The sequence below is a fragment of the Thalassobacillus devorans genome (assembly GCF_900176565.1).
Lineage (GTDB): Bacteria > Bacillota > Bacilli > Bacillales > Halobacillaceae > Thalassobacillus > Thalassobacillus devorans_A.
Genome location: NZ_FXEH01000006.1, coordinates 1,842,965 through 1,867,051, shown reverse-complemented (window position 1 = coordinate 1,867,051; position 24,087 = coordinate 1,842,965). Strand labels below are relative to the sequence as shown.

General features: G+C 42.9%; 24 protein-coding genes and 2 rRNA genes. 20 read left to right on the top strand and 6 right to left on the bottom strand.

What is annotated here, in order from left to right; genetic code table 11:
- The first annotated feature begins 68 nt into the window (after positions 1 to 68).
- The 3 genes from B9Y67_RS20385 to B9Y67_RS20375 all read left to right on the top strand — a co-directional run bounded on the left by B9Y67_RS20385 (position 69) and on the right by B9Y67_RS20375 (position 3,552).
- A 23S ribosomal RNA gene (locus B9Y67_RS20385) occupies positions 69 to 2,983 on the top strand.
- A 79-nt stretch (positions 2,984 to 3,062) separates the two neighbouring features.
- A 5S ribosomal RNA gene (gene rrf / locus B9Y67_RS20380) occupies positions 3,063 to 3,176 on the top strand.
- 133 nt (positions 3,177 to 3,309) lie between these two features.
- Positions 3,310 to 3,552 carry a hypothetical protein gene (locus tag B9Y67_RS20375; RefSeq protein WP_085509154.1) on the top strand — a complete coding sequence of 81 codons (243 nt, stop codon included), beginning with the start codon at positions 3,310 to 3,312 and terminating at the stop codon, positions 3,550 to 3,552.
- Positions 3,553 to 4,128: 576 nt separating this feature from the next.
- Here B9Y67_RS20375 and B9Y67_RS20370 read toward each other — a convergent pair.
- The gene (locus tag B9Y67_RS20370) at positions 4,129 to 5,391 is read right to left on the bottom strand and encodes a BaiN/RdsA family NAD(P)/FAD-dependent oxidoreductase (protein WP_085509258.1); all 1,263 of its coding nucleotides are present in this window, start codon (positions 5,389 to 5,391) and stop codon (positions 4,129 to 4,131) included.
- Between the two features lie 118 nt (positions 5,392 to 5,509).
- Here B9Y67_RS20370 and B9Y67_RS20365 point away from each other — a divergent pair, with 118 nt between their 5' ends.
- Both B9Y67_RS20365 and B9Y67_RS20360 read left to right on the top strand, forming a co-directional pair.
- The gene (locus tag B9Y67_RS20365) at positions 5,510 to 7,135 is read left to right on the top strand and encodes a putative polysaccharide biosynthesis protein (RefSeq protein WP_085509153.1); all 1,626 of its coding nucleotides are present in this window, start codon (positions 5,510 to 5,512) and stop codon (positions 7,133 to 7,135) included.
- Positions 7,136 to 7,145: 10 nt separating this feature from the next.
- A complete protein-coding gene (locus tag B9Y67_RS20360; protein WP_085509152.1) occupies positions 7,146 to 7,865 on the top strand; it encodes a pseudouridine synthase in 720 nt (239 codons plus the stop codon).
- 141 nt (positions 7,866 to 8,006) lie between these two features.
- Here B9Y67_RS20360 and B9Y67_RS20355 read toward each other — a convergent pair whose 3' ends face one another.
- Positions 8,007 to 8,246 (bottom strand): DeoR family transcriptional regulator, encoded by a 240-nt coding sequence (locus tag B9Y67_RS20355; protein ID WP_394464035.1) that lies wholly within the window; start codon positions 8,244 to 8,246, stop codon positions 8,007 to 8,009.
- A gap of 196 nt (positions 8,247 to 8,442) precedes the next feature.
- On the opposite strand from B9Y67_RS20355, the gene B9Y67_RS20350 reads away from it, so the two are divergent.
- The 7 genes from B9Y67_RS20350 (at position 8,443) to B9Y67_RS20320 (ending at position 15,468) form a co-directional block, all read left to right on the top strand.
- On the top strand, positions 8,443 to 9,402 hold the full coding sequence (locus B9Y67_RS20350) for a potassium channel family protein (RefSeq protein ID WP_254901851.1): 960 nt from the start codon (positions 8,443 to 8,445) through the stop codon (positions 9,400 to 9,402).
- A 2-nt stretch (positions 9,403 to 9,404) separates the two neighbouring features.
- Positions 9,405 to 10,790 (top strand): dipeptidase PepV, encoded by a 1,386-nt coding sequence (gene pepV / locus B9Y67_RS20345; RefSeq protein WP_085509150.1) that lies wholly within the window; start codon positions 9,405 to 9,407, stop codon positions 10,788 to 10,790.
- 31 nt (positions 10,791 to 10,821) lie between these two features.
- Positions 10,822 to 12,000, top strand: a complete 1,179-nt coding sequence (locus tag B9Y67_RS20340) for an MFS transporter (protein ID WP_085509149.1) — start codon at positions 10,822 to 10,824, stop codon at positions 11,998 to 12,000.
- Positions 11,997 to 12,563 carry an RNA 2',3'-cyclic phosphodiesterase gene (gene thpR, locus B9Y67_RS20335; protein ID WP_085509148.1) on the top strand — a complete coding sequence of 189 codons (567 nt, stop codon included), beginning with the start codon at positions 11,997 to 11,999 and terminating at the stop codon, positions 12,561 to 12,563. The genes B9Y67_RS20340 and thpR overlap by 4 nt, the downstream gene beginning before the upstream one ends.
- Positions 12,564 to 12,567: 4 nt before the next feature.
- Entirely contained in the window at positions 12,568 to 13,467 is a 900-nt protein-coding gene (locus B9Y67_RS20330) for a hypothetical protein (RefSeq protein WP_085509147.1), read from the top strand.
- 102 nt (positions 13,468 to 13,569) lie between these two features.
- Positions 13,570 to 14,493, top strand: coding sequence for a diacylglycerol/lipid kinase family protein (locus tag B9Y67_RS20325; protein WP_085509146.1), 924 nt, complete (start codon positions 13,570 to 13,572; stop codon positions 14,491 to 14,493).
- Positions 14,494 to 14,664: 171 nt separating this feature from the next.
- Entirely contained in the window at positions 14,665 to 15,468 is an 804-nt protein-coding gene (locus B9Y67_RS20320; protein ID WP_085509145.1) for a phosphotransferase family protein, read from the top strand.
- Here the strand turns inward: B9Y67_RS20320 and B9Y67_RS20315 are convergent.
- Both B9Y67_RS20315 and B9Y67_RS20845 read right to left on the bottom strand, forming a co-directional pair.
- A complete protein-coding gene (locus B9Y67_RS20315; protein WP_085509144.1) occupies positions 15,443 to 15,754 on the bottom strand; it encodes a YtzH-like family protein in 312 nt (103 codons plus the stop codon). The genes B9Y67_RS20320 and B9Y67_RS20315 overlap by 26 nt on opposite strands.
- 114 nt (positions 15,755 to 15,868) lie before the next feature.
- Positions 15,869 to 16,027, bottom strand: a complete 159-nt coding sequence (locus B9Y67_RS20845; RefSeq protein ID WP_176224071.1) for a hypothetical protein — start codon at positions 16,025 to 16,027, stop codon at positions 15,869 to 15,871.
- A 261-nt stretch (positions 16,028 to 16,288) separates the two neighbouring features.
- Here B9Y67_RS20845 and trmB point away from each other — a divergent pair, with 261 nt between their 5' ends.
- Both trmB and B9Y67_RS20305 read left to right on the top strand, forming a co-directional pair.
- On the top strand, positions 16,289 to 16,930 hold the full coding sequence (trmB, locus tag B9Y67_RS20310) for a tRNA (guanosine(46)-N7)-methyltransferase TrmB (protein WP_085509143.1): 642 nt from the start codon (positions 16,289 to 16,291) through the stop codon (positions 16,928 to 16,930).
- A gap of 65 nt (positions 16,931 to 16,995) precedes the next feature.
- Complete coding sequence (locus B9Y67_RS20305; protein ID WP_085509142.1) at positions 16,996 to 17,850, top strand: YtnP family quorum-quenching lactonase; 855 nt, start codon at positions 16,996 to 16,998, stop codon at positions 17,848 to 17,850.
- Positions 17,851 to 17,897: 47 nt separating this feature from the next.
- Here B9Y67_RS20305 and B9Y67_RS20300 read toward each other — a convergent pair whose 3' ends face one another.
- Positions 17,898 to 18,212 (bottom strand): PepSY domain-containing protein, encoded by a 315-nt coding sequence (locus B9Y67_RS20300; protein WP_062447434.1) that lies wholly within the window; start codon positions 18,210 to 18,212, stop codon positions 17,898 to 17,900.
- A 142-nt stretch (positions 18,213 to 18,354) separates the two neighbouring features.
- On the opposite strand from B9Y67_RS20300, the gene B9Y67_RS20295 reads away from it, so the two are divergent.
- Together B9Y67_RS20295 and B9Y67_RS20290 are read left to right on the top strand one after the other, a co-directional pair.
- The gene (locus B9Y67_RS20295; RefSeq protein ID WP_085509141.1) at positions 18,355 to 19,422 is read left to right on the top strand and encodes a M42 family metallopeptidase; all 1,068 of its coding nucleotides are present in this window, start codon (positions 18,355 to 18,357) and stop codon (positions 19,420 to 19,422) included.
- Positions 19,423 to 19,663: 241 nt separating this feature from the next.
- On the top strand, positions 19,664 to 20,176 hold the full coding sequence (locus B9Y67_RS20290; protein WP_085509140.1) for a DUF84 family protein: 513 nt from the start codon (positions 19,664 to 19,666) through the stop codon (positions 20,174 to 20,176).
- 112 nt (positions 20,177 to 20,288) lie between these two features.
- On the opposite strand, the gene B9Y67_RS20285 is transcribed toward B9Y67_RS20290, so the two are convergent.
- Complete coding sequence (locus B9Y67_RS20285; protein WP_085509139.1) at positions 20,289 to 20,729, bottom strand: YtoQ family protein; 441 nt, start codon at positions 20,727 to 20,729, stop codon at positions 20,289 to 20,291.
- 163 nt (positions 20,730 to 20,892) lie between these two features.
- Between B9Y67_RS20285 and B9Y67_RS20280 the strand changes: the two genes are divergently transcribed.
- The 4 genes from B9Y67_RS20280 to B9Y67_RS20265 all read left to right on the top strand — a co-directional run bounded on the left by B9Y67_RS20280 (position 20,893) and on the right by B9Y67_RS20265 (position 24,085).
- Complete coding sequence (locus B9Y67_RS20280; protein ID WP_085509138.1) at positions 20,893 to 21,402, top strand: hypothetical protein; 510 nt, start codon at positions 20,893 to 20,895, stop codon at positions 21,400 to 21,402.
- Between the two features lie 294 nt (positions 21,403 to 21,696).
- Positions 21,697 to 22,728 (top strand): PTS sugar transporter subunit IIC, encoded by a 1,032-nt coding sequence (locus B9Y67_RS20275; protein ID WP_085509137.1) that lies wholly within the window; start codon positions 21,697 to 21,699, stop codon positions 22,726 to 22,728.
- A gap of 129 nt (positions 22,729 to 22,857) precedes the next feature.
- The gene (locus B9Y67_RS20270; RefSeq protein WP_085509136.1) at positions 22,858 to 23,175 is read left to right on the top strand and encodes a thioredoxin family protein; all 318 of its coding nucleotides are present in this window, start codon (positions 22,858 to 22,860) and stop codon (positions 23,173 to 23,175) included.
- A 91-nt stretch (positions 23,176 to 23,266) separates the two neighbouring features.
- A complete protein-coding gene (locus tag B9Y67_RS20265) occupies positions 23,267 to 24,085 on the top strand; it encodes a DUF1444 domain-containing protein (RefSeq protein ID WP_085509135.1) in 819 nt (272 codons plus the stop codon).
- Positions 24,086 to 24,087 lie beyond the last annotated feature (2 nt).

Sequence of the window (24,087 nt, the reverse complement as noted above, 5' to 3'; positions counted from 1 at the left end):
TGAACCTTGAAAACTAGATAAGAGCAAGACATTCAACGACATCAAATCAACGTCTTTTCACGAACGATAGTTAAGTGAATAAGGGCGCACGGTGGATGCCTTGGCACTAGGAGCCGATGAAGGACGGGACTAACACCGATATGCTTCGGGGAGCCGTAAGTAGGCTAGGATCCGAAGATTTCCGAATGGGGAAACCCACGGCCCGTAATGGGGTCGTATCCTGTACTGAATACATAGGTGCAGGATGGCAGACCCGGGGAACTGAAACATCTCAGTACCCGGAGGAAGAGAAAGCAAACGCGATTTCCTGAGTAGCGGCGAGCGAAACGGAACCAGCCCAAACCAGAAAGCTTGCTTTCTGGGGTTGTAGGACACTCCTTTGGAGTTACAAAGAGATCCGGTAGGCGAATCGATCTGGAACGATCAGCCGAAGAAGGTAACAGCCCTGTAGCTGAAACCGGATCTCCTCCGGAGTGGATCCTGAGTACGGCGGAACACGAGGAATTCCGTCGGAATCCGGGAGGACCATCTCCCAAGGCTAAATACTCCCTAGTGACCGATAGTGAACCAGTACCGTGAGGGAAAGGTGAAAAGCACCCCGGAAGGGGAGTGAAAGAGAACCTGAAACCGTGTGCCTACAAGTAGTCGAAGCCCGTTAATGGGTGACGGCGTGCCTTTTGTAGAATGAACCGGCGAGTTACGATCCCATGCAAGGTTAAGTCCAAGAGACGGAGCCGCAGCGAAAGCGAGTCTGAACAGGGCGACATAGTATGTGGTCGTAGACCCGAAACCGTGTGATCTACCCATGTCCAGGGTGAAGGTCAGGTAACACTGACTGGAGGCCCGAACCCACGCGTGTTGAAAAACGCGGGGATGAGGTGTGGGTAGGGGTGAAATGCCAATCGAACACGGAGATAGCTGGTTCTCTCCGAAATAGCTTTAGGGCTAGCCTCAGAGATTGAGTCCTGGAGGTAGAGCACTGATTGGACTAGGGGCCCCTACCGGGTTACCGAATTCAGTCAAACTCCGAATGCCAGAGACTTAGCTCTGGGAGTCAGACTATGGGTGATAAGGTTCATAGTCGAGAGGGAAACAGCCCAGACCGCCAGCTAAGGTCCCTAAGTATGTGTTAAGTGGAAAAGGATGTGGAGTTGCTTAGACAACCAGGATGTTGGCTTAGAAGCAGCCATCATTTAAAGAGTGCGTAATAGCTCACTGGTCGAGTGACTCTGCGCCGAAAATATACCGGGGCTAAACACATCACCGAAGCTGCGGATTGATCTTACGATCAGTGGTAGGAGAGCGTTCTAAGGGCGGCGAAGTCAGACCGTGAGGACTGGTGGAGCGCTTAGAAGTGAGAATGCCGGTATGAGTAGCGAAAAAAGAGTGAGAATCTCTTTCACCGAAAGCCTAAGGTTTCCTGAGGAAGGCTCGTCCTCTCAGGGTTAGTCGGGACCTAAGCCGAGGCCGAAAGGCGTAGGCGATGGACAACAGGTTGATATTCCTGTACCACCTCCTTTCCGTTTGAACAACGGGGGGACGCAGGAGGATAAGGAGAGCGCGCCATTGGATGAGCGCGTCCAAGCAGTGAGACGGTCGGATAGGCAAATCCGTCCGGCAACGTCAAGCTGTGATGGGGAGGGAACTAAAGTACCGAAGCTCCTGAGTTCACACTGCCAAGAAAATCCTCTAGTGAGGAAAGAGGTGCCCGTACCGCAAACCGACACAGGTAGGCGAGGAGAGGATCCTAAGGTGAGCGGGAGAACTCTCGTTAAGGAACTCGGCAAAATGACCCCGTAACTTCGGGAGAAGGGGTGCTCCTCTTGCGAGGAGCCGCAGTGAAAAGGCCCAAGCGACTGTTTAGCAAAAACACAGGTCTCTGCGAAGCCGTAAGGCGAAGTATAGGGGCTGACACCTGCCCGGTGCTGGAAGGTTAAGGGGATGCGTTAGCGTAAGCGAAGCGTTGAACCGAAGCCCCAGTAAACGGCGGCCGTAACTATAACGGTCCTAAGGTAGCGAAATTCCTTGTCGGGTAAGTTCCGACCCGCACGAAAGGTGCAACGACTTGGGCACTGTCTCAACGAGAGACCCGGTGAAATTATACTATGCGTGAAGATGCGCATTACCCGCGACAGGACGGAAAGACCCCGTGGAGCTTTACTGTAGCCTGATATTGAATGTTGGTACAGCTTGTACAGGATAGGTGGGAGCCTGAGAAACCGGAGCGCTAGCTTCGGTGGAGGCGCCGGTGGGATACCACCCTGGCTGTACGGACATTCTAACCCAGGACCGTGATCCGGTCCGGAGACAGTGTCAGGTGGGCAGTTTGACTGGGGCGGTCGCCTCCTAAAAGGTAACGGAGGCGCCCAAAGGTTCCCTCAGAATGGTTGGAAATCATTCGCAGAGTGTAAAGGCACAAGGGAGCTTGACTGCGAGACCTACAAGTCGAGCAGGGACGAAAGTCGGGCTTAGTGATCCGGTGGTTCCGCATGGAAGGGCCATCGCTCAACGGATAAAAGCTACCCCGGGGATAACAGGCTTATCTCCCCCAAGAGTCCACATCGACGGGGAGGTTTGGCACCTCGATGTCGGCTCATCGCATCCTGGGGCTGTAGTCGGTCCCAAGGGTTGGGCTGTTCGCCCATTAAAGCGGTACGCGAGCTGGGTTCAGAACGTCGTGAGACAGTTCGGTCCCTATCCGTCGTGGGCGTTGGAAATTTGAGAGGAGCTGTCCTTAGTACGAGAGGACCGGGATGGACGCACCGCTGGTGCACCAGTTGTTCCGCCAGGAGCATCGCTGGGTAGCTACGTGCGGAAGGGATAAGTGCTGAAAGCATCTAAGCATGAAGCCCCCCTCTAGATGAGATTTCCCATCACTTCGAGTGAGTAAGATCCCTCAGAGACGATGAGGTAGATAGGTCCGAGGTGGAAGCGTGGTGACACGTGGAGCTGACGGATACTAATCGATCGAGGACTTAACTAACAAATGTCGTGGAAACGATGTTCGTCGTTGAATGTTGCTTATCTAGTTTTGAGGGTTCATCTCAATTAAATAGTCAAGGTCTAGTGGCGATAGCGGAGAGGTCACACCTGTTCCCATGCCGAACACAGCAGTTAAGCTCTCCAGCGCCGATGGTAGTCGGGTTTATCCCCGTGAGAGTAGGACGCCGCTAGGCAACCGAGAAACCGAAAGTCTTTTAAGGCTTTCGGTTTCTTTATGTTTTTCCTTATTGTCTGCAATCAGTTGCTTGCCCCCGAACTTTTTGATATGATGATCCTGAAACAGGAATATATGTTCGGGTGGTGGATATGAGAATACTTCGTTGGGCGTATGACAGGAGAGGCGTAGTCAGGGGATATTTTGATCGCTTTCCTCAAACTACCTTTTATTTGAAACGGATACGAAATTATTATTTTCTTTGCGCTGCTGACTGGAATGAAAACGATCCAGTAGTAACCCCTGCAGACCGGGAAGAAATAAATATATTAGTAAATCGGGAATTAGGAAGAGAACATGCTTATCTACAAAGAAAAACGAGAAGCTTTACTTGAAGCTTCTCGTTTTATTTATACAGGTTATTCAACAAAAGGGCCGAATTGTGGAAGACTCAGTTTCAAGATAGTAAGGGTTCTTTACCATAATAGCCTCAGGGGTGTCTGGGAAACTACTCGCTTTCCTGCGGGGGAACCGGCGAGCCTCCTCGGTCGTTTTCACTCCCTGTGGGGTCTCGCCTGGCTCCTTCTCCCGCTGGAGTCTCGCAGTTTCCCAACCACCCCATTCGAAGAATGGGAGAAAAGAACCCCCTGCTTTAGATGAGACTGTCTTCTAAAATCATTGGTTACAAGCACGTTTTTACAAGTAGCTCTCTCTTTGGTTGAAGGACTGCATATCGATGTTTCCGTATCTATCATAAACGCAAAGAGGGCCGGGAAATTGCGAGACTCCGATGGGAGAATAGTACATGGTGAGATCCCGCAAGGCGAAGCCTGAGGAAGCTCACCGTACGCCCACGGAAAGCGAGTGATTTCCCGGACCTCTAAACCGTTACTGGCGTAACGGAAACAACATATCTCGAAACTGAGTCTTTAGGTAAAGGGAGCTTTACTTTAACAATGAAGGTTACAAAATTATGTGGCCATTGCTTCCCAGGCAGCGTGCATACCAGCTACTCGTCCGGTCACCATCGCCGATGTGATATTATATCCCCCCGTATAACCATGAATATCAAGAATTTCTCCGCAAAAATATAGCCTCGGCATCAGCTTTGACTGCATGGTGTTCGGTATAACTTCCTTAATAGATACACCGCCCCCCGTCACGAACGCTTTTTCAATCGACTGTGTGTCATGAATATTTACCAGGAAATGCTTTAAATCGGCAACTAACTTTCTGATTTGTTCATTTGAAATGTTAGCAGCTTTGTCTTCGGCTGTAATTTCAGCCTTCTCCAGGACAAAATCCAATAAGCGCTCAGGCACCATCCCTTTCAAAAGGTTGCGCATACTTTTCCTTGGTTGGTCTTTTACTAAGGATTGTAAATGATCTATTAATTCGGGCTCTTTTTGATCTGGTAATATATCGATTTCTACTTGAACCGGCCGATTACCTTTCATCAGCTCTTTCACTACGAATTGAGAGCATCTTAATATTGCAGGGCCGGAAAGTCCGAAATGTGTGAAAATCATATCCATCTGATGAGTGATGATCGGCTTCCCTTTTTGGTTGAGAACGGAGACGGCTACACTCCGAAGTGATAGTCCTTGTAGGGATTTCTTTTTAATAAAACGATCATAAGAAACCAGTGGAACTTCAGTGGGATATAGTTCTGTGATCGTGTGACCTGCTTTTTTTGCCCATGCATAACCATCCCCCGTGCTTCCCGTATGAGGGACTGATTTTCCTCCAACAGCCAGTACGATCGTTTTCGTAATGATTTTTTCTTTTCCTTTTAAAATGATCGTGTGACTATCCTTTCCGTACTCTACTGCTTCTACAGGGGTGTTTGTCCTGATTTCCACACCTAACTCATCCAGACGCTTAAGCAGGACATTGACTACATCCTTCGCCTTATTACTTGCCGGAAACATCCTTCCGTGGTCTTCCTCTTTTAATGCTACACCTAACCCTTCAAAAAAATCGATGATATCGTAATTATTAAAAACTGAAAAGGCACTATATAGAAACTTTCCGTTCCCTGGTATATGCTTGATTACTTCATCTTGAGGAAGGCGGTTCGTGACATTACATCTTCCCCCACCAGAGATGGCAAGTTTTTTACCCAGTTTATTTCCTTTGTCTATCAATATCGTAGAAACACCTTGCTCCGCTGCTGCAATAGCAGACATTAAGCCGGAAGGTCCTCCGCCGATGATTGCTGTTTCGTAGGACAATATAGTCATTCCTTTCAAATAATAGCTGCTTGTGAATGTAATATGATTTGAAACACCTTTATTTATGGTAAAATAGATTCGTTCGACTCTACAATCAATGAAGGTGGAATAAATAGAAATGTCGAAAATAGTTAAAGGAACCATGCTCCTCACAGGAGCCACATTTTTATCGAAATTCTTAGGAATGGTTTACCTCATTCCCTTTGAGGCGATGGTTGGCGACACAGGTGGTACTTTATACGGCTTTGCCTATATACCATACACGATATTCATCAGTATATCCACATTAGGTGTGCCTTTAGCCGTGTCTAAGTTCGTTTCAAAGTATAACTCTCTAGGTGATTATGAAACAAGCAGGAAGATTTTGAAGTCCGGGATGCAGTTGATGGCACTTACCGGATTAGTTGCATTTTTACTCATGTTTTTCGGCGCTGAAAGTTTAGCGAAGATGTCTATCAGACAAGATGATGAAGAGATTTCTCTTGCATCCGTAACAAATGTCATTCAAATGGTGAGTTTTGCATTATTACTTATTCCAAGCATGAGTATAGTGCGAGGATTTTTCCAAGGGCATGAATCCATGGCACCTACCGCTGTTTCTCAGGTGGTCGAGCAAGTGGCAAGAATCGCTTTCTTGTTGATCGCTGTTTTTATCGTAGTAGAGATCTTTGATGGACCAATTGAGGTCGCAGTGGGATTCGCTACATTTGCAGCATTTATAGGGGCGCTTGCCTCTGGTTTGGTCCTTTATATTTATTGGAGAAAGCGAAAACCCTACTTAGATCGTCATTTGGAACAACAAGATTATTCGTATGACATCCCACAGAAGAAAATGTTTAAGGAATTGCTTGGCTATGCAGGGCCATTTGTGCTGGTAGGCATTGCAATCCCTTTATATCAGTTTATCGATAACCTTACATTCATGGATGCGATGTATGTTGCCGGACAAGGTGATTTAGCAAATACTGCTTACGCAGCGATTATTATGTATGGGCATAAGCTAGTGGTTATTCCGATGACTTTAGCGACTGGTTTGTCACTTTCCATGCTGCCGGCTGTGACTGCTTCCTTTACAGAAAAGAAGACACAGCTGATGCATAAACAAATCAATCAGGTATTTCAGATTGTTGTTTTATTGATTCTTCCAGCTGTTGTGGGACTTGCAGTTTTGTCAGGTGAAGCTTATGGATCTTTATATGGAATCGAAGGTATTGAAGTAAAGGGGCCTTGGCTGGCCTGGTATGCTCCCGCATCATTGTTATTTGGATTATTTTCCGTCAGCGCAGCAGTACTGCAGGGAATCAACCAGCAGAATTTCACGGTTATCAGTCTGACTGCAGGGCTTATTATTAAAACATCTTTGAATATTCCATTGATCTTAGTCTTCGGGGCAAAAGGTTCTATTTTTGCCACGTTGCTTGCTGTAGCAACAGCAGTATTGCTTAATATGTGGAGAGTGAAGAAAAAAGCTGCATTTCCGATGGGTCCTCTATTTAAGAGGTCACTTTTGGTTATTATTTTTACAGCTATCATGGCTGCAGTTTTATTTATTCTCAAGTTTCTGTTCAGTTTTGTTTTGGACCCGACATCCAGTCGCCTTGATGCCATGATTGTATTGATTACGGGTGTGGCTGCAGGAGGCGGTATTTATTTATGGCTTGCCTATCAATCAACCTTACTGGAACGGGTACTTGGAGGTAAAGTTCGAGTGTTAGACAGATTCTTAAAAAGGAAGCAGGTCTAGGAGGCGAAAGATGCGAATTGATAAGTTATTATCCCATATGGGTTATGGAACACGTAAAGAAGTAAAAGCATTATTGAAGTCAGGAAATGTTCGAGTGAATGAATCATCTGTCAACAGTCCGAAAACCCATGTCGATCCTGAAAAAGACCAGGTAACGGTATATGGGGAGATGGTAGAGTACAGGGAGTTCATATATTTGATGATGAATAAGCCGGATGGACTGGTTTCAGCTACGGAGGATGCTGTAGAGGAAACGGTGATTGAGATCTTACAGCCTGAAGATTTAATATTTGAACCTTTTCCTGTTGGCAGGCTGGATAAAGATACAGAGGGGCTGCTGCTTATCACAAACGATGGCCAGCTTGCTCATCGCCTCACTTCACCAAAAAAAGATGTAGGAAAAACCTATTATGCTGTCATTGATGGAGAAGTGACAGATGCCGATAGAGAGAAGTTTAAAAAAGGGGTTACCCTGGATGATGGTTATGTTACAAAGCCCGGACAGCTACAGATACTGGTAACGGGGGCAGTATCTGAAATAGAACTTACTATTACAGAAGGTAAATACCACCAAGTCAAGCGGATGTTTGAGGCCGTAGGAAAACGGGTGACGTACCTTAAAAGGATCAGTATGGGCACGCTTCAGCTTGATGAAGATTTAGCTCCCGGGGAATACCGTGAACTATCCGATGAGGAAGTTGCTTACTTAAAAGAACTTACAAATATGTAATTGGGACTTATCAGGAACTTAGTAAAACTTGGATTATTTACAAGCCAAAGTTTCTCTTATACTTTAATCCAACAAATATAAAAAATTGATAAAGTGCAAAAAAGCACCCGGGCTTATAGTCCGGGTGACTTTATCATATGATCATGAAATTTTAACTTTCTTTTCGGTTATCGTCCACTTGCCGCGGTGAGGGCTATCCACCAGTCCATTGTATTCCAAAACTGTCAAATCCCTTTGGATGGTCCGGTCCGTAGTCCCGAACTCTTCCGCTAGCTGTGCTGTCGTAACTGGCCCATGTTCTCTTATATACAGATAGACAGCTTTGATCCTGTTTAGCATACGGGATGATGAATGATTCAAATAACCACTCCTTAGATTCATTCGTAGGAATTTAATGTGCGAGTGACGCTATGAAGTTATTTTTATTTTACACTAAGGAGAAGAAAATATGCTATTAAATTCGCTCGAATTTACAGATATTTCACTAAATTTACATAAAATTAAATGAAAGGAGCATCGACCTTGTACATTCTACGGAAATTATTCACGAAAATGGTCAATATCAATAATTTTATTTTTGTCCAGTGGCTTATTGGTTGTGTTTGGTACCATTCTGATTGTCAATGTAGAAAGGGACTCTTTTCCGACCTATTTTGATGGTTTCTGGTGGGTCATGACTACAGTGACAACGGTAGGTTATGGAGATTATTACCCTGTAACCGTAGCAGGACGTTTAATTGCTATTTTCCTATATATATTAGGAATTGGCTTAATTGGTGTAGTGATTGGCAAAGTAGTAGATGGGCTGGCTGGTTTCAGGAAAAAACGTTTGGAGGGTGCAATCGTGTACAAAGATAAAAACCATTATATTATTATCGGATGGTCACAAAAGGCTTCTTTTGCTATCCAGGAAATTATGGATACCTATGACCAGGCAGAGATTGTAATTATCGATGATTTGAAGGAAGCTCCTTTCCTTAAAGATAACATCCATTACATCAGAGGAAATGCCTCGGCAAAAGAAACTTTAATGAAAGCAAATGTCTCGGAAGCACAAGCAGTCATGATTTTCTCCGATGATCGAATTAATGATGACCAATTGATTGATGGAAAGAGTTTACTGATTGCTTCTACTGTCGAAGCTCTTGCACCGAATGTACATACAATTGTGGAAGTGATGGAAGAAGCACATATCAAAAATTTTAAGCATATTAAAGTGGATGAGTTTATTGTTTCCAACGAAACGATATCCTCCCTGGCAGTCCGTTCCGCTTTTATGAATGGGGTCTCAAGTATTTATGGGCAGTTATTAAGTCGTTCGCATGGGGATGATTTACACCTGATACCGAGACAGAAAGAGTGGAAGACCTACCAGGATGCCTTTGACTCCTTGCTGAAGCAAGGGGCAACCTTGATTGCTGATGGTAATGACTTGAATATCAATCGGCGTTTAGGGGAACCAATTCCGGAATCCGCCAGGCTTTTTGCTATTTGTGATGAACATACCTACAAAACTATAACCGGAAAAGGGGAGTAAGTATGGATTTCAAGGTATTAGCTCCTGATTATAAGGATGAATATCTGACAAAAGTTAAACGCTTGTTACGTATTCCCAGTGTATTTGAAGAAGATAGTAACTACCCTTTTGGCAAGAAAATAGATGACGCTTTAAAAGAGATGCTTGCCATTGGCAGGGAAGACGGATTTCAAGTGAAAAATTTGTCAGGGTATGCCGGCCATATCGAATGGGGAGAGGGCGAGCAAATACTGGGTATTCTTGGTCACCTGGATGTTGTCCCTGCCGGAGATGGCTGGAGCAGTGCTCCATTTGAACCTGTCATCAAAGGTGGCAACTTATATGGCAGGGGAGCACAGGATGATAAAGGACCGGTAATGGCCGCCTATATAGCAATGAAACTGCTGAAAGACCAAGGCTTTGAACCGAATAAAAGGATACGGCTGATTTTAGGTACTGATGAAGAAAGAGATTGGCAGGGGATCGATTATTATTTTAAACAGGAAGAAATGCCTTCCTTCGGATTCTCACCTGATGCAGCATTTCCAGTCATCCATGCAGAAAAAGGTTTGATCGATGGCTATATGGAGCTGCCTGTTTTTAATCAATCCAGGGACCGTCAAATACAGATAATCCGTATTAAAGGAGGAGATCGTCTGAATATGGTCCCTGACAAGGCGATAGCAATACTTCGTACGGATAATCATGACTTGGTGGAACAAAAGTTCACTTCCTACCTCACAGCTAAGGAATTAGATGGAAAATGTTATCTGGATAACGATCGTATGATGGTGGAAGTACATGGAAAAGGGGCCCATGCCAGTAAGCCATCACAAGGTGTCAATGCAATAATTGAATTGTTCAGATTTTTAACTGGCCTTCCATTGTCGGAGGAAGCATATGAATGGTTCTCTCAGCTGGCAGAGATTCTCGGTGATGACAGTGGTGAGAATCTTGGAATAAAACATCACGATGATGTTTCGGGTTCTTTGACGATGAATCTTGGCTCATTCCAATTGAGTGAAACAGGACTGGTAGCCGGTCTCAATATCCGCTACCCTGTAACAGTGGAAAGTGAAGCGCTTCTACATAAGATCCAGGAGCAAGCGACAAGGTGGAAGGGAACTTATAAGGTATATGACCACCTGAGGCCTTTATATATAGATGAGGACCATGATGGTGTTTCTACGTTGCTGAATATCTATAACCACCACACAGGGGATCGAACAAAGGCGGAAGCTATTGGCGGAGCTACTTATGCGAGAGCCCTGAAGGCCGGGGTCGCTTATGGTGCCATGTTCCCGGACAGTCCTGATACTGCTCATCAAGCGGATGAATATGTTCGTATACAGGATATGATGGCAGCCGTCGCTATTTATGCAGAAGCAATCTATCAGTTGACAAAATAACCAGTCACCGTTGAAGAAAGAGGGAAAACCCGTGCAAGATTATAATCATAAGACATACCGTTTCTTTCAAATTTATTATTTTTTCACTTTCTTTGGTTTTGGTTCATTGTTTCCCTTACTATCTATTTTCTTAGAGAATGAAAAGGGTTTGAATCATACGCAGATTGGGTTGATTATAGCTGCTTTACCATTGGTCACTATTTTCGTTCAGCCTTTGTGGGGAATGATAAGTGACCATACTAAACGGACGAGACGTCTACTTGCGATAGCAACATTACTTGCTGCTCTATTAGGAGTGCTGTATCCCGTGTGGCAGGAGTTTCTAATTTTATATATCGGAATGGTAGCCATTGCGATATTTCAATCGGGTATCGTTCCCCTTTCCGATAGCCTGTCACTGAGTTATGTGCAGAAGCATGGCAGGCAATATGGAAACATTCGATTATGGGGAGCTGTCGGTTTTGCGGTCGCTGTCTTTGTTTTAGGACGTGTCACCGAGGCAGCCGGCTCTCTTAATTGGATTTTCGTATTCTTTGGTGGCGGGCTGATTGTTGCCTTATTATCACTTTCAAGGTTTCCAAAACATGGGGAAGGTGTGGCTGTATCTTTTCGGGAAGGTGTAAAGGTACTAAGTAAGCAAAAGAGCTTCATGATTTTTTTAGTCTCTAATTTTTTGGTTTTCGGTCCTGTCCTGGCCAATAATTATTACTTTGGTACATTCATTTTAACAGTCGGTGGGACACTAACAGCGGTGGGGATCGCTTTTTTATTTGCAGCTGGCAGCGAAGCTCCATTCATGAAAGTGTCGCAATTCATCATCGATCGCCTTGGAATTTTTCGAGTATTGATTATCAGCTCATCTGTTTCGTTCGTTCGTTGGTTTGTCTATGCATTTGAGCCTTCCAGTGAAATCGTTTATGCTACGACGATTATGCAAGGGATATCTGTTGGTTTATATATTCCAGCCGCTTTGATTCTCGTTCGAGAACTGGCTCCAAAAGATGTCATTGCGACAGCAGTCGGATTATACTCAGCTGTTGGCAATGGTTTAGGGAATGCTTTTTTCACTTTTATAGGCGGCGTTTTAATTGATGCCTTCCATGTATTTGGTATGTATGGCTTTTTCTCAGTCATGACCTTTATAGGGATGGTTCTTATTACAGTAGTAAGTAAAAGGGAAGGAAAATATATAATTTTTCAGGGAGGATGATTACATTGGGAGGATATCCCCATTATTTTGTTGGTATACCTATTTCCGAGGAAATACGTCAGGTTCTTACCGAGTGGCAGAAAGGTTTAAGTTCATCGGTTTCCTATAAAACATGGACCCATCGAAATGATTTTCACATCACATTGAAATTTCTCGGCGCGGTTGCCGATGATAAGATAGAAGAAGTAAAAAAGAAGCTGCATGACTCAACATATCCTGAGAGTTTTGCAGTAGAAGCAGCCGACTTGAGTTTTTTTGGTAATAAACAACGACCACGCGTGTTATTTATGGGAGTGATAAATCCTCCTTCATTACAAAAAATGAAAGAGAATGTAGAGCAAGCACTTGAGGAAGCTGGCTTTCCAAATGAAAATCGGCCATACCGTCCGCATATTACTTTGGCCAAAAAATGGGATCAAGAACAGAACGAACGTTTTCCCATTGAACAGCTGGAGAGATATAAACAGTCGATTACCTTTACAATTGACCGCTTCCACCTCTACCGGATCCATCCAGGGGAGGCCCCTAAATACGAAGTAATTGATACTGTCAAATTGAGGTGACAAGATGGCTCAGCTGATCAAAATACAGGACTACATCTCTCGTTATGAAACGAATATGTACCGTTATCCGGGACAGTTCATTCGAGCAAAAAAACAGCATTGGCAGACGATGAAACAGAGGTGGAGTGAGCAGCGTCTAGCACTAGAGCAGCCTGTAGACGAACCAGAGGAACAAGGCGGAATTTCAAAGTGGAGTCAATTGTTCCAAAGAAAAAATGAAGAAGTTCAGGACTATTCCCCACCTGTCATACCGCCTGTTTCGCTACAAGATGAAAAACAAAGGTTTCTGGATGAAATTTATACTTTTCAATTGAAATGGGCAACGTCAACATTATGGGAAAAGTCATTTATGAATGCTGATTACAAGCAAGACAGCAGTTTGAAATACTTTTTACAGCGTTTTCCTGATATCTTTTTCATCATGTATGAGCCTATCGTCAAAATCAAGCAGGCACCATTAGAAATAAACACCTTAATTATAGGTCCTTTAGGAATAGAAATCATACATAGGATAGAGGCCCCTGAAGGAGCGGTGATTGCAGCAGAAGACAATAAAACCTGGGTGATAGAAGGAAGCACTAAAACGAACTTCATTAGTCCATTGATAGCTTTAAATCGAAGTGAAACCTACGTAAAAAGTGTCCTGGCTAAATATGGAATAGATTTCCCCTATAAGAAGGTAATTCTTGCTCCAGAAAATGATTTTCGCTCACCTGTTGAACGTTACCATATTGATTATATCGGTAAAAAGGAATATTGGGGCTGGTTCGAAGAAAAGCGAAGGCTGCGCGCTCCATTGAAACATCAGCAGTTAAAGGCAGCGGAAGTATTGGTGAAGCACAGTCAGACAAGTTCGATTAAACGGCCGGAGTGGGATCAGGAAGAAGACGCCTTCTTTAGATAGTTTGCTTTTTTTTAGCAGGGTAAAATTACATTATATTCCGTTCCCTATTATTATAGTATAATAGACTCACACTCAGGTCTTGTCAGGATTAGGAGGAAGCACATGTATATTGTCATTGTTAATCCGATAGCGGGTTATGGCAGGGCCTTGAAACGATTCCATAAAATCCAACGTGATATTTCCTTTAAAAACAATCATTGCCGCACCTTTTTTACCAAATATAAAGGGCATGCGGAAGAGATTGCAGCGCAAATTGCGGAGATATATAAGGAACAGATTACAACAGTGATTGTCATCGGAGGCGACGGGACCTTTCATGAAGTAATGAATGGGCTGAATGCGCACCCGCAAATTCCAATGGCTTTCATACCTGCTGGATCAGGTAATGACTTTGCCCGTGGCGCTGGGATTCCAAACAATCCTCTAAATAGCTTTAAACGCGTCATCCGTGCTCCCAGGAAGTTTACCTTTTTGCCAGGTACTTATCAATTCAAGCCCTCACCCCGGAACAGGAAGTTTTTTATGAATAGCATTGGTCTCGGATTCGACGCTGCTGTTGCAAATAAAGCGGAACATTCCCTGCTCAAGCGTTTCTTTAATCGCATCAGAATTGGTTCCCTAAGCTATGTCACAGCTTTATTGGCAATATTACCTAAATATGAAGCCCTTCCAATCATGGTGCAGGTGGATGGGAACGTTGTACACCGTACACGCGCTTTAATGGTGACCGTCGCAAATCACCCCTATTATGGGGGTGGAATGAAAATTGCACCGCAAGCGAGCTTAAAAGAAGAATTCTATTCCATTATTATTATAGAGGAGATTGCGAAGTGGAAGATTCTACTCCTGTTTATTACGGTGTTTTTTGGGAAACACACATCTTTAAGAGAAGTAAAAGAGTATAAAGGTAAATCAATTATCATAGAATCGGCTGAGAAAATACCGGTACAAATTGATGGAGAAACGAGTACAACCCGGCGTTGCCGAATAGAGAAGGCAGCACAGAGGCGTACGGTATACTACTAATACGCAGTACGTCATTCTTGAAATCGACCGGGATAATAAGATATTCTATTAAACGTGTATATGAGTGCAGGAAATAACTTGTACTGGCTACATAAAGAAAATCATGTATACTTATAATACCGCTTATGGCACGGCAATACTTAAAGATTTGAGGAATTGAAGGTGAAACGCTTGGAACATATACTCGGAGAAGAATGGACCATCATACCAGCAGGAGGCTCAACTGGTGAGGCCTATTATGCACAAAATAATAATAAACGTCTATTCTTGAAGCGGAATTCTTCACCTTTCCTGGCTGTATTGTCAGCAGAAGGGATCGTTCCTAAGCTGGTATGGACGAAACGGTTAGAAAATGGGGATGTCATCACGGCTCAAGAATGGCTGGAAGGCCGTGAACTGAAGCAGGAGGAGATGAAGCATCCGCGTGTGGCTAAGTTATTAAGCAAAATACATCATTCCTCCGAACTGTTAGACATGCTGATGCGAATCAGCAAGCATCCATTACTTCCTGAGGATATATTAGAAGACATTAAAGAAAATGAGCGCCTTTTCACAAATATTGATCCGTGGAAACAAATATATATTGCCATCAATTATTTGGAGTCGAAACTCGATGAAGTGAGAGCGGCTAAGCATGTCGTATGTCACTGCGATATGAACCATAATAATTGGATGTTATCAAAAGATGATCAGCTTTATCTGATTGATTGGGATAATGCCATGGTAGCTGATCCTGCCATGGACCTGGGGATGCTTTTGCATTGGTATATTCCTAAAGAAGAATGGAAACCGTGGTTAGAACGGTATGGCGTGGAAGATACAGAGAACCTTTATACACGGATGACCTGGTATGCAGTTGCTCAATCACTTACTTTCATCCAATGGCATCGAATGAGGGGAGATGTGGAAGAAGCCGCTCAGCGAACAGAATCGCTGATGCAGCTGATGGTTAACCATGGAATCTGGAATCCTTGATTTGTTCTATTGCACTTGCCCACTGTTGCAGGTTAGCTTGATTACTATAAATATGTTCAGTTAACTGATCATCTGAATAATTTTGCTGACTATATTGACTAATTCCGGATAAGTGTTCCTGAAGATTTTCAACTGATGGATCAGCCAATTCGTTCTGCAGCGATTGTACCAGGCGGGCAATCTGCTGACATTCCGCTGGTGTGCCGCAGCCATCTTCGCTTTGTTCCGTTAGTAAGTCATATAATATATTCAGTTGGTCGTTGGTCGTCAATGGCATATTACTCATCCTTTTTACTATTAGCCTGCAGCCAAAAAGATGTTTCTATACAAAAAACTTGGGAATCCTGAAAGGAAACCCAAGTTTTTTTCTGTATTTTATCATGATGTCAGGTTTGGTTTATTAGACTTGTGGTGCATACTTGATTTGTTTCTTCCGCACTTCTGGATTGACAAGTTGAGTCAGTTTTTCAAATGGATATATGAAAAGGGCATACCCAGCGAAAAGTACAGAAAATACAGCGATAACGCTCATCTCGATCATACTGGTCAGTAATTTCATTAGTAAATACTCACTCCATGTCTGTAGTTTGAATCATACGATATTTATCATATATCAGTAAGCGCTTACATCCCAACTGTATCATTCTATGGTTTAAGAGTATCTGGAGGGATGAGTGGAGACGAGAAGGATATATCTATGGTATAGGTAAATATAAGGGGTTAAATGGTGATATCCTTCGTTTTTCTGTATATTTGTTTAAAACTTTTCTCCTGCAAGGTTTTCATGATAAAGTTTAAACGATAGAGGAGGAATTAAAGCATGCGTTTACGAAATAAACCTTGGGCTGATGATTTTTTGCAAGAAAATGAAGCAATCGTTGTGCAGGAGCCCTTTGCACACAAGAACTGTTGGCAGAACCTGTTCCGTCAACACCAGCCATTGCACCTGGAAATCGGCACAGGGAAAGGACAATTTATTGCCGGTATGGGAAAGCAGCATCCAGAAATCAATTTTGTTGGGATTGAACGCGTCAAAAGTGTCATCGTCGGTGCAGTAAAGAAGGTGTTGGATGCAGAGACAGAAAATGTCCGGTTAGTTAATGAAAACGCCAGAGATCTGCGTGATATGTTTGGGGAAAATGAAGTGGATCATCTTTACCTGAACTTTTCTGACCCTTGGCCAAAAACAAAACATGAAAAGCGCCGTTTAACGTATCATACTTTTTTAGAACAGTACCAGTCGATATTGAAACCTGATGGTGAAATTACGATGAAAACAGACAACAAAAAGCTGTTTGAATATTCCCTTGTCAGTTTTTCACACTTTGGTATGCAACTGGAAGAGGTACAACTTGATCTTCATGAATTCCGTGACCCACTAAATGTTCCGACAGAATATGAAGAAAAATTTTCTGGAAAAGGCCAGCCTATCTATCGCTGCCGTGCTACCTTTAAAGAGTGATAGCGTTTCCAAACCATCTTTCTGTTGTGATACACTTGATAGTGTAAACAAAAGGAGGGGAACAGATGGAAACATTACAAGTAGGACGAGCTAAGCTTACCTGGCTGAATGGAGGAGTGACTCATTTAGACGGAGGGGCGATGTTCGGTGTCGTACCGAGACCTTTATGGGCTAAAAAGTACCCGGTGAACGACAAAAATCAAATTGAACTCCGATCAGACCCGATTCTTTTAGAAGTGGACGGGCGCAGATTCTTGATTGATTCCGGGGTAGGTAATGATAAATTTTCTGAGAAACAAATCAGGAACTTTGGAGTTCTGGAAGAATCAAACCTAGATGCTTCCCTGCAAGAACTTGGTTTAACCACAAAGGATATTGATACTGTTCTGATGACACATCTTCATTTTGATCATGCAAGTGGATTGTCACGGTGGAAAGATGGAGAGTTGGTTTCCACTTTTCCTGCAGCACCGATTATCACTTCAGAAACCGAGTGGAATGAAATGCGCCACCCTAACATGCGTTCAGCTAATACGTATTGGGAAGATAACTGGAAACCTGTGGAGTCCCAGGTACATACGTTCAAAAAAGAAAAAGAATTACTGCCAGGGTTAAAAATGATTCATACAGGTGGGCACAGTGACGGTCATTCCATCATTGTGTTTGAGGATGGGGATGAACAATTCATCCATATGGCGGATATTATGCCGACTCATGGCCATCAAAATCCATTATGGGTGCTTGCCTATGATGATTATCCCGTTACGTCGGTTCATGAAAAAGAAAAGTGGATGAGATACGGATATGACCGTAAAGCGTGGTACACTTTTTATCATGATGCCTACTACCGGGCGATCAGATTTAATGAAGATGGAAAGAGAATAGACGAGGTAGAACGATACCGTTATTCCTATAAATAATATATAAAAGCCGTGCCCGTATGAAATCCAGGCACGGCTTTTGTTCTTTAGTTTGCTTCTGCGACATCAACGATGGTACCGGTTTGGGCATCGATGAAGAATTCATATTGGGAGGTTTCCCCATCCTGACTCTTCGATACGCCTCCACGATAAACTTCATATTCCATTCCGTTTTTGGTTAGTTCTTCCGGTTTCATGTAAATCCAGGATCCGCTGATCGGACCTTGTTTTTTAAATGCTTCTTTTGCGATTTTTAATGCTTTTTCAGGTGTAACTCCTTGTTTATTGAAGACTTGTTCCTTTACTACATAGCCGGCTAATGCACCAGCGCCTGCAGCGATTGCGACTTTTTTCCAATCCATCACTATTCACCTCAATAAGTAATCTTTCCCAATAGTATACTAAATGTTGCAGACAATGAAAACTAAAAGCAGTTTGAAAAGTAGAAAGTAGTCGGAAGTTTCGGTAAAATAGTAATTATATTGGAAAGGGGTTAGGTACATAATGAATCAAGAGACGCAAGCGTTATTCAAGACTTTGACGGAACTTCCTGGAGCACCTGGGAATGAGCACATGGTACGTCAGTTTATGAAATCAGAACTTGAAAAATACTCCGATGAAATCATCCAGGACGGGTTAGGTGGAGTTTTTGGTGTCAAAAATGGTGAAGGACCGAAAGTGATGGTAGCCGGTCACATGGATGAAGTAGGATTCATGGTGACACAAATCACTAAAAATGGAATGATCCGCTTCCAGACGCTTGGCGGGTGGTGGAACCAGGTGATGCTGGCCCAGCGCGTACAAGTGATTACGGAAAATGGTCCAGTCATTGGGGTCATCGGTTCTATCCCTCCTCATAATCTTACACCTGAACAAAGAAAGAAGCCGATGGATGTTAAGAATATGCTGATTGATATCGGGGCGGATGATGAAGAGGATGTTAAACGCATCGGTGTTAAGCCAGGCCAACAGATTGTACCTATCTGTCCATTCACACCGATGGCTAACGAGAAGAAAGTACTTGCTAAAGCCTGGGACAATCGCTATGGTTGTGGTCTGTCCGTAGAATTGTTAAAAGAATTGGCTGGCCAAAGCGTACCGAATCAGCTGTATTCAGGGGCTACGGTACAGGAAGAAGTCGGGCTCCGGGGCGCCCAGACTGCAGCCAATATGATAAAGCCAGACATCTTCTATGCGCTTGATGCGTCTCCTGCCAATGATATGAGTGGAGATGACAAAGAGTTTGGTCAGCTTGGTAAAGGGGCATTACTGCGGATTTTTGACCGTAGTATGGTCACTCACCGTGGCATCCGTGATTTCATTCTGGACGCAGCCGAAAGCAACGATATCCCATATCAATATTTCATATCTCAAGGTGGAACGGATGCTGGAAGAGTCCATATTTCGAATAATGGAGTCCCTTCAGCGGTTGTTGGAATTTGTTCCCGTTATATCCATACCTCTTCGTCTATTATTCATGTCGATGATTACGCCGCAGCTAAAGAATTATTGGTGAAATTAGTTAAGTCCACCGACCAAAATACAGTGGACCAAATCCGAAATAACGGATAAACTAAATAATGATTCGATTTTGCAACACGCAGGCCAATCGCCTGCGTGTTTAATATTTTAAGAAAGTTTAACTCTCTTAAAGGATATAGTATAAGAAACGACTATAGCTTTCTCCATAAGTAGCTGGTTACAAGATGAGTTTTTTCAATGTAAGCTGTCTGGTGGTTATTTACCATAGACCTGAATGGTTGGTATGTTGTATAGTGAAAAGAAGTAATTGTTCGATAGAAAGGTGAATGGAATGGTTCGTATATATATCGGTTCTCAAAACCCTACCAAAATTAATTCTGTTAAGGAAGTCTTTACAGAATTTGAAGTTGATGGGGTGGACGTAGAATCAAAAGTTTCTGCACAACCTTTTTCCGATGAAGAGACACAAGAAGGAGCCATTAACAGGGCAAGAGAATGTGCTAACATGAAGAAAGGCGTCATGGGACTTGGTCTGGAAGGCGGAGTTATGGAGATTGAAGATGATCTCTACTTATGTAATTGGGGCGCTCTGGTAGATGAAAAGGAAAACCTTTATCTTGCAAGTGGAGCAAGGATTCCATTACCCGAAGAAATCAAGTTGGAATTGGAAAAGGGTAGAGAACTTGGTGATGTAATGGATGATTATGCAGATAAACGAGAAGTAAGAAGAAATGAAGGAGCAATAGGAATTTTTACAAATTCCATGGTGGAACGAAAAGATATGTTTGTTCATATTACACAACTATTGAAAGGTCAATATGAATTTGACAGGAAGTTTCGATAATATTGCTGATAAATAGCCTAAGACTACCATTAAAAAATTATAGTACGTTAAAAAAACCCGGACACTGTATACAACGTGTCCGGGTTTTCGTCTGAATTAATTTCTTTTCAATTTATTCATAAACATATTGCAATACTTCCATTGCCTGATCGATAGTTTCTACGGTGACATCCGCTTTATTTGACAATTCTTTCAAAGGGTGGATCAATGAATCGGGACGTACAATGATTGTTGGTTTATTAAGATGGATGGCAGCGCTTGCATCCATAGCAGTGTTCCACTGCTTATACTTTTCACCGAACAACGCGATGACCACATCAGATTTCTGCATCAGTACTTGTGTTCGAAAATTGTTGATAGAGGAAGCGGCATCATCTTTGTAGAAATTTCCTGGCTGCTCGCCCAGAATATCCTCCCCGATATCATCAGAACGGTCATGGTTTTCCTGTGGGCCCACAAACGTAAGGGGCAAGTCTTTTTCTTTCGCTTTTTGTTTAACTTCATTTCTCCAATCATCATGGATTTGTCCAGCTAGATAGACAGTCAGTTCCATCACTAAATTCCTCCCATTCATTTCCTGAAGTTCCTACAATTCTATTATGGACAAATCATATGGTACTGTCCAATGAGAGGGAATGCCATGAAATGGAACTTGTCATCACTCTGAAGAATAGTATCATAAAAGTAAAAGAGAAAGTATCAGGAGGAATTAATCGATGAAAAAGAAGGTTATAGGTTTTACGTTGGCTTTCCTTACTTTGATGCTGACTGGCTGCAGTATGTTTCTATCAGAAGAAGATGCCATTGCAGACACACGTGAAACCGCTGAAACTAGTTTCAATCAAAACGAGATGGAAACAAATCATGAGGCGGATTCATTCTCATTATATCTTCCCGAAAGCATGAAAGTATCCGAAGAGTCACAAAGCAATTTGATTCTGAAAGAGGGGGAGCAGACGTTCATCTTATTTTATAATCCGAAAGAAGAACGGACCAGTAAGCTGAACTATGAAGCAGCTTCTGAAAAAGATGAGCACTTACTATTGGAATCATTTGAAGATGAGGATCGGTTTGGTTATGTAAGAGTTCTTCCCGCCAATGAAGAAGAGGAGTACGAGCTTCAAGTTGGAGTTGGTGGTGTGAAGGTCACTACATTCAGTAAAAAGGAATCCATAAAAAAAGATACAGAAAAAATGATGAAAATCGCCAACTCAATCGCTTATTAATAGCAAGCCCTTGGCCGTATTAAATCGGCTGGGGGATTTTTTAACTATCTAGGATATTATTATATTTTCTTTTTTTTAGATAACTTTAAGTAGTGGGTTACATCCAGCTCCAGCGCCTACCCCCTCGAGGTCTTAAGTCAATCCTCTCTGTGACCAAAAACGTCACGGCGAGGCTTGCCTTAAGCTTGTCGGGGGAGAGCAAGGCGCTTGCGCTTTTGTTCCTATGCTGGTGTCTTTACACTTGTAATTATATTTTGTAAAATGAAATGGCTGCTATGATGGGGAGGTTTTTCGATGAAAAAGTTTTTTGAGCGAAAGGGAGTCACCCTAAGTGCGAGGGATTATTTTATAACTGCCCTTAGTTTTATGGCATTAGGGCTATTCTCATCATTGATTATTGGCTTAATCATTAAAACATTAGGTGAACAACTTCATTTCTGGCCGATGTTGTCTGCTTCGTTTATCGAAATGGGCGAGTTTGCGATGGATGTGAAAATTTGGGGCGGAGCGATTGGTATAGCCATTGCATACGGGTTGAAAGCTCCCCCGCTTGTGATGTTTGCTGCATTATTCAGCGGCGCGTTCGGTGCAGAACTAGGCGGACCTGCTGGCAGCTATGTGACAGCATTGGTTGCAACTGAAATTGGAAAATTAATCAGTAAGGAAACGAGAATAGATATCATATTAACTCCATTTTTAACGATAACTGCGGGGTTTTTGGTTGGCTCGTTCATAGGTCCGCCGATAGGTAATTTCATGTTCTGGTTCGGAGAGGTCATCAAATGGGCGACGAACCAACAACCATTTATCATGGGCATGATCGTCGCAGTATTGCTAGGAATTGCTTTGACTGCACCGATTTCCAGTCTTGCGATTACCTTGATGTTATCGTTAGATGGTATTGCAGCAGGTGCTGCGACCGTAGGTGGTGCTGCTCAGATGATTGGTTTCGCCGCGATCAGTTACCGTGATAACGGATTTGGCGGGGTGCTGGCTCAAGGTGTAGGAACCTCGATGCTTCAAGTAGCCAATATTATTAAAAAGCCGATTATCCTAATCCCGCCTACGATTGCTGGTGCGGCTCTTGCTCCACTGGCCACTGTATGGTTTAAAATGGAAAACAATCCTATGGGTGCAGGAATGGGTACCAGTGGCTTAGTTGGTCAAATCATGACTTTTGAGTCGATGGGCTTCAGTTGGAATATATTTTGGATTATACTTTTCCTCCATGTTATTGCTCCTGCAATAATAAGTTTATTGATTGCCGAATGGTTCCGAAAAAAAGGCTGGATACAGCCAGGGGATATGAAAATCAATTATGAATAAGCAATACAGAATTCGAGCTGTTTGTTTGTGAAGGGAAAGAGGAATTATAATCATTTATTTACAATGTCCTGAGCACCCAATATCTAATTATAGGCAAAGCTATGGTAGGATAAAACCGGAGGTGTAAACATGGAACAATTGAAGACAGAAGAACAATTTCATGAGTATCGTAACCATGATAAAGTAATCATGTTATTTTCAGCGGACTGGTGTCCTGACTGCAGGTTTATCGAACCATTTCTTCCTGAGCTGGAAGAAAAATATAAGGATTATACATTTCTCTATATAGATCGTGATGATTTCCTGGATATTTGCGTGGACTATGGCGTACTAGGTATTCCAAGTTTCGTTGCATTCGATAAAGGAGAAGAAATTGGCCGTTTTGTCAGTAAGCAACGGAAAACAAAAGAGGAAATCGAAACATTCATTGAAGGATTACAAAAATAATCGGAAACTGCGCGATTGTTGAAGCGCAGTTTTTTTATGCTAAAATAGACGAAGTAATTGATTTCTCTCCATACATAAAGGAGGAAACGGTATGAAAATGACGAGTATCAAAATGAAACGGAAACTTGAGGAACGATTGCATTCGGAAGAGTGGCGAACTTCTTTTAATCGTGATAAAGATACTTTCCGGATAGAATGGAAAGAATCAGGCGAGGGAATAACGGTTACCTTGCCTAATGTTATTTCTAAGTGGGAAAATCGAGGCGAAGATGCCTTGGACGAGCTGGAAGAGCACATCAAAGAAGCATTGCGAATTATGAATGAAACTCATCACCTGGAAGGGAAAGAACGTCATATCTTTCCAGTAATTAGAGCTGGCTCTTTCCCTACAGAAACTTCTTCTGGAAAGAAACTTCTCTATACGGACCATACGGCTGAAACACGGATTTATTACGCTTTAGACCTAGGGAAATCATATCAGTTAATTGACGAAGACATGCTGGAAAGAGAAGGATGGTCAGCAGATCGGATTAAAGAAATTGCTGGCTTCAATGTGCGTTCACTGCCTGTAGAAATGTCCAAAGATAAAGTGTACGGAAACACGTTCTATTTCTTGTCCACAAATGATGGGTACGATGCCAGCCGGGTGTTAAACGAAGCTTTACTGGAAGAGATGAAAGCAAATGCAGAAGGGGAATTAGCGCTGAGTATTCCGCATCAGGATGTACTCATATTCGCCGATATTGAAAACCCTGCCGGCTATGATATTTTGGCTCAAATGGCAATGAAGTTCTTTGCGGAAGGAAGAACACCGGTCACTTCATTATCCTTTTTATATGAAGATAAAAAACTGGAACCAATCTTCATTCTGGCTCAAAATAAACCTAAAGATGAAGGAAAGGACGAGTAAAC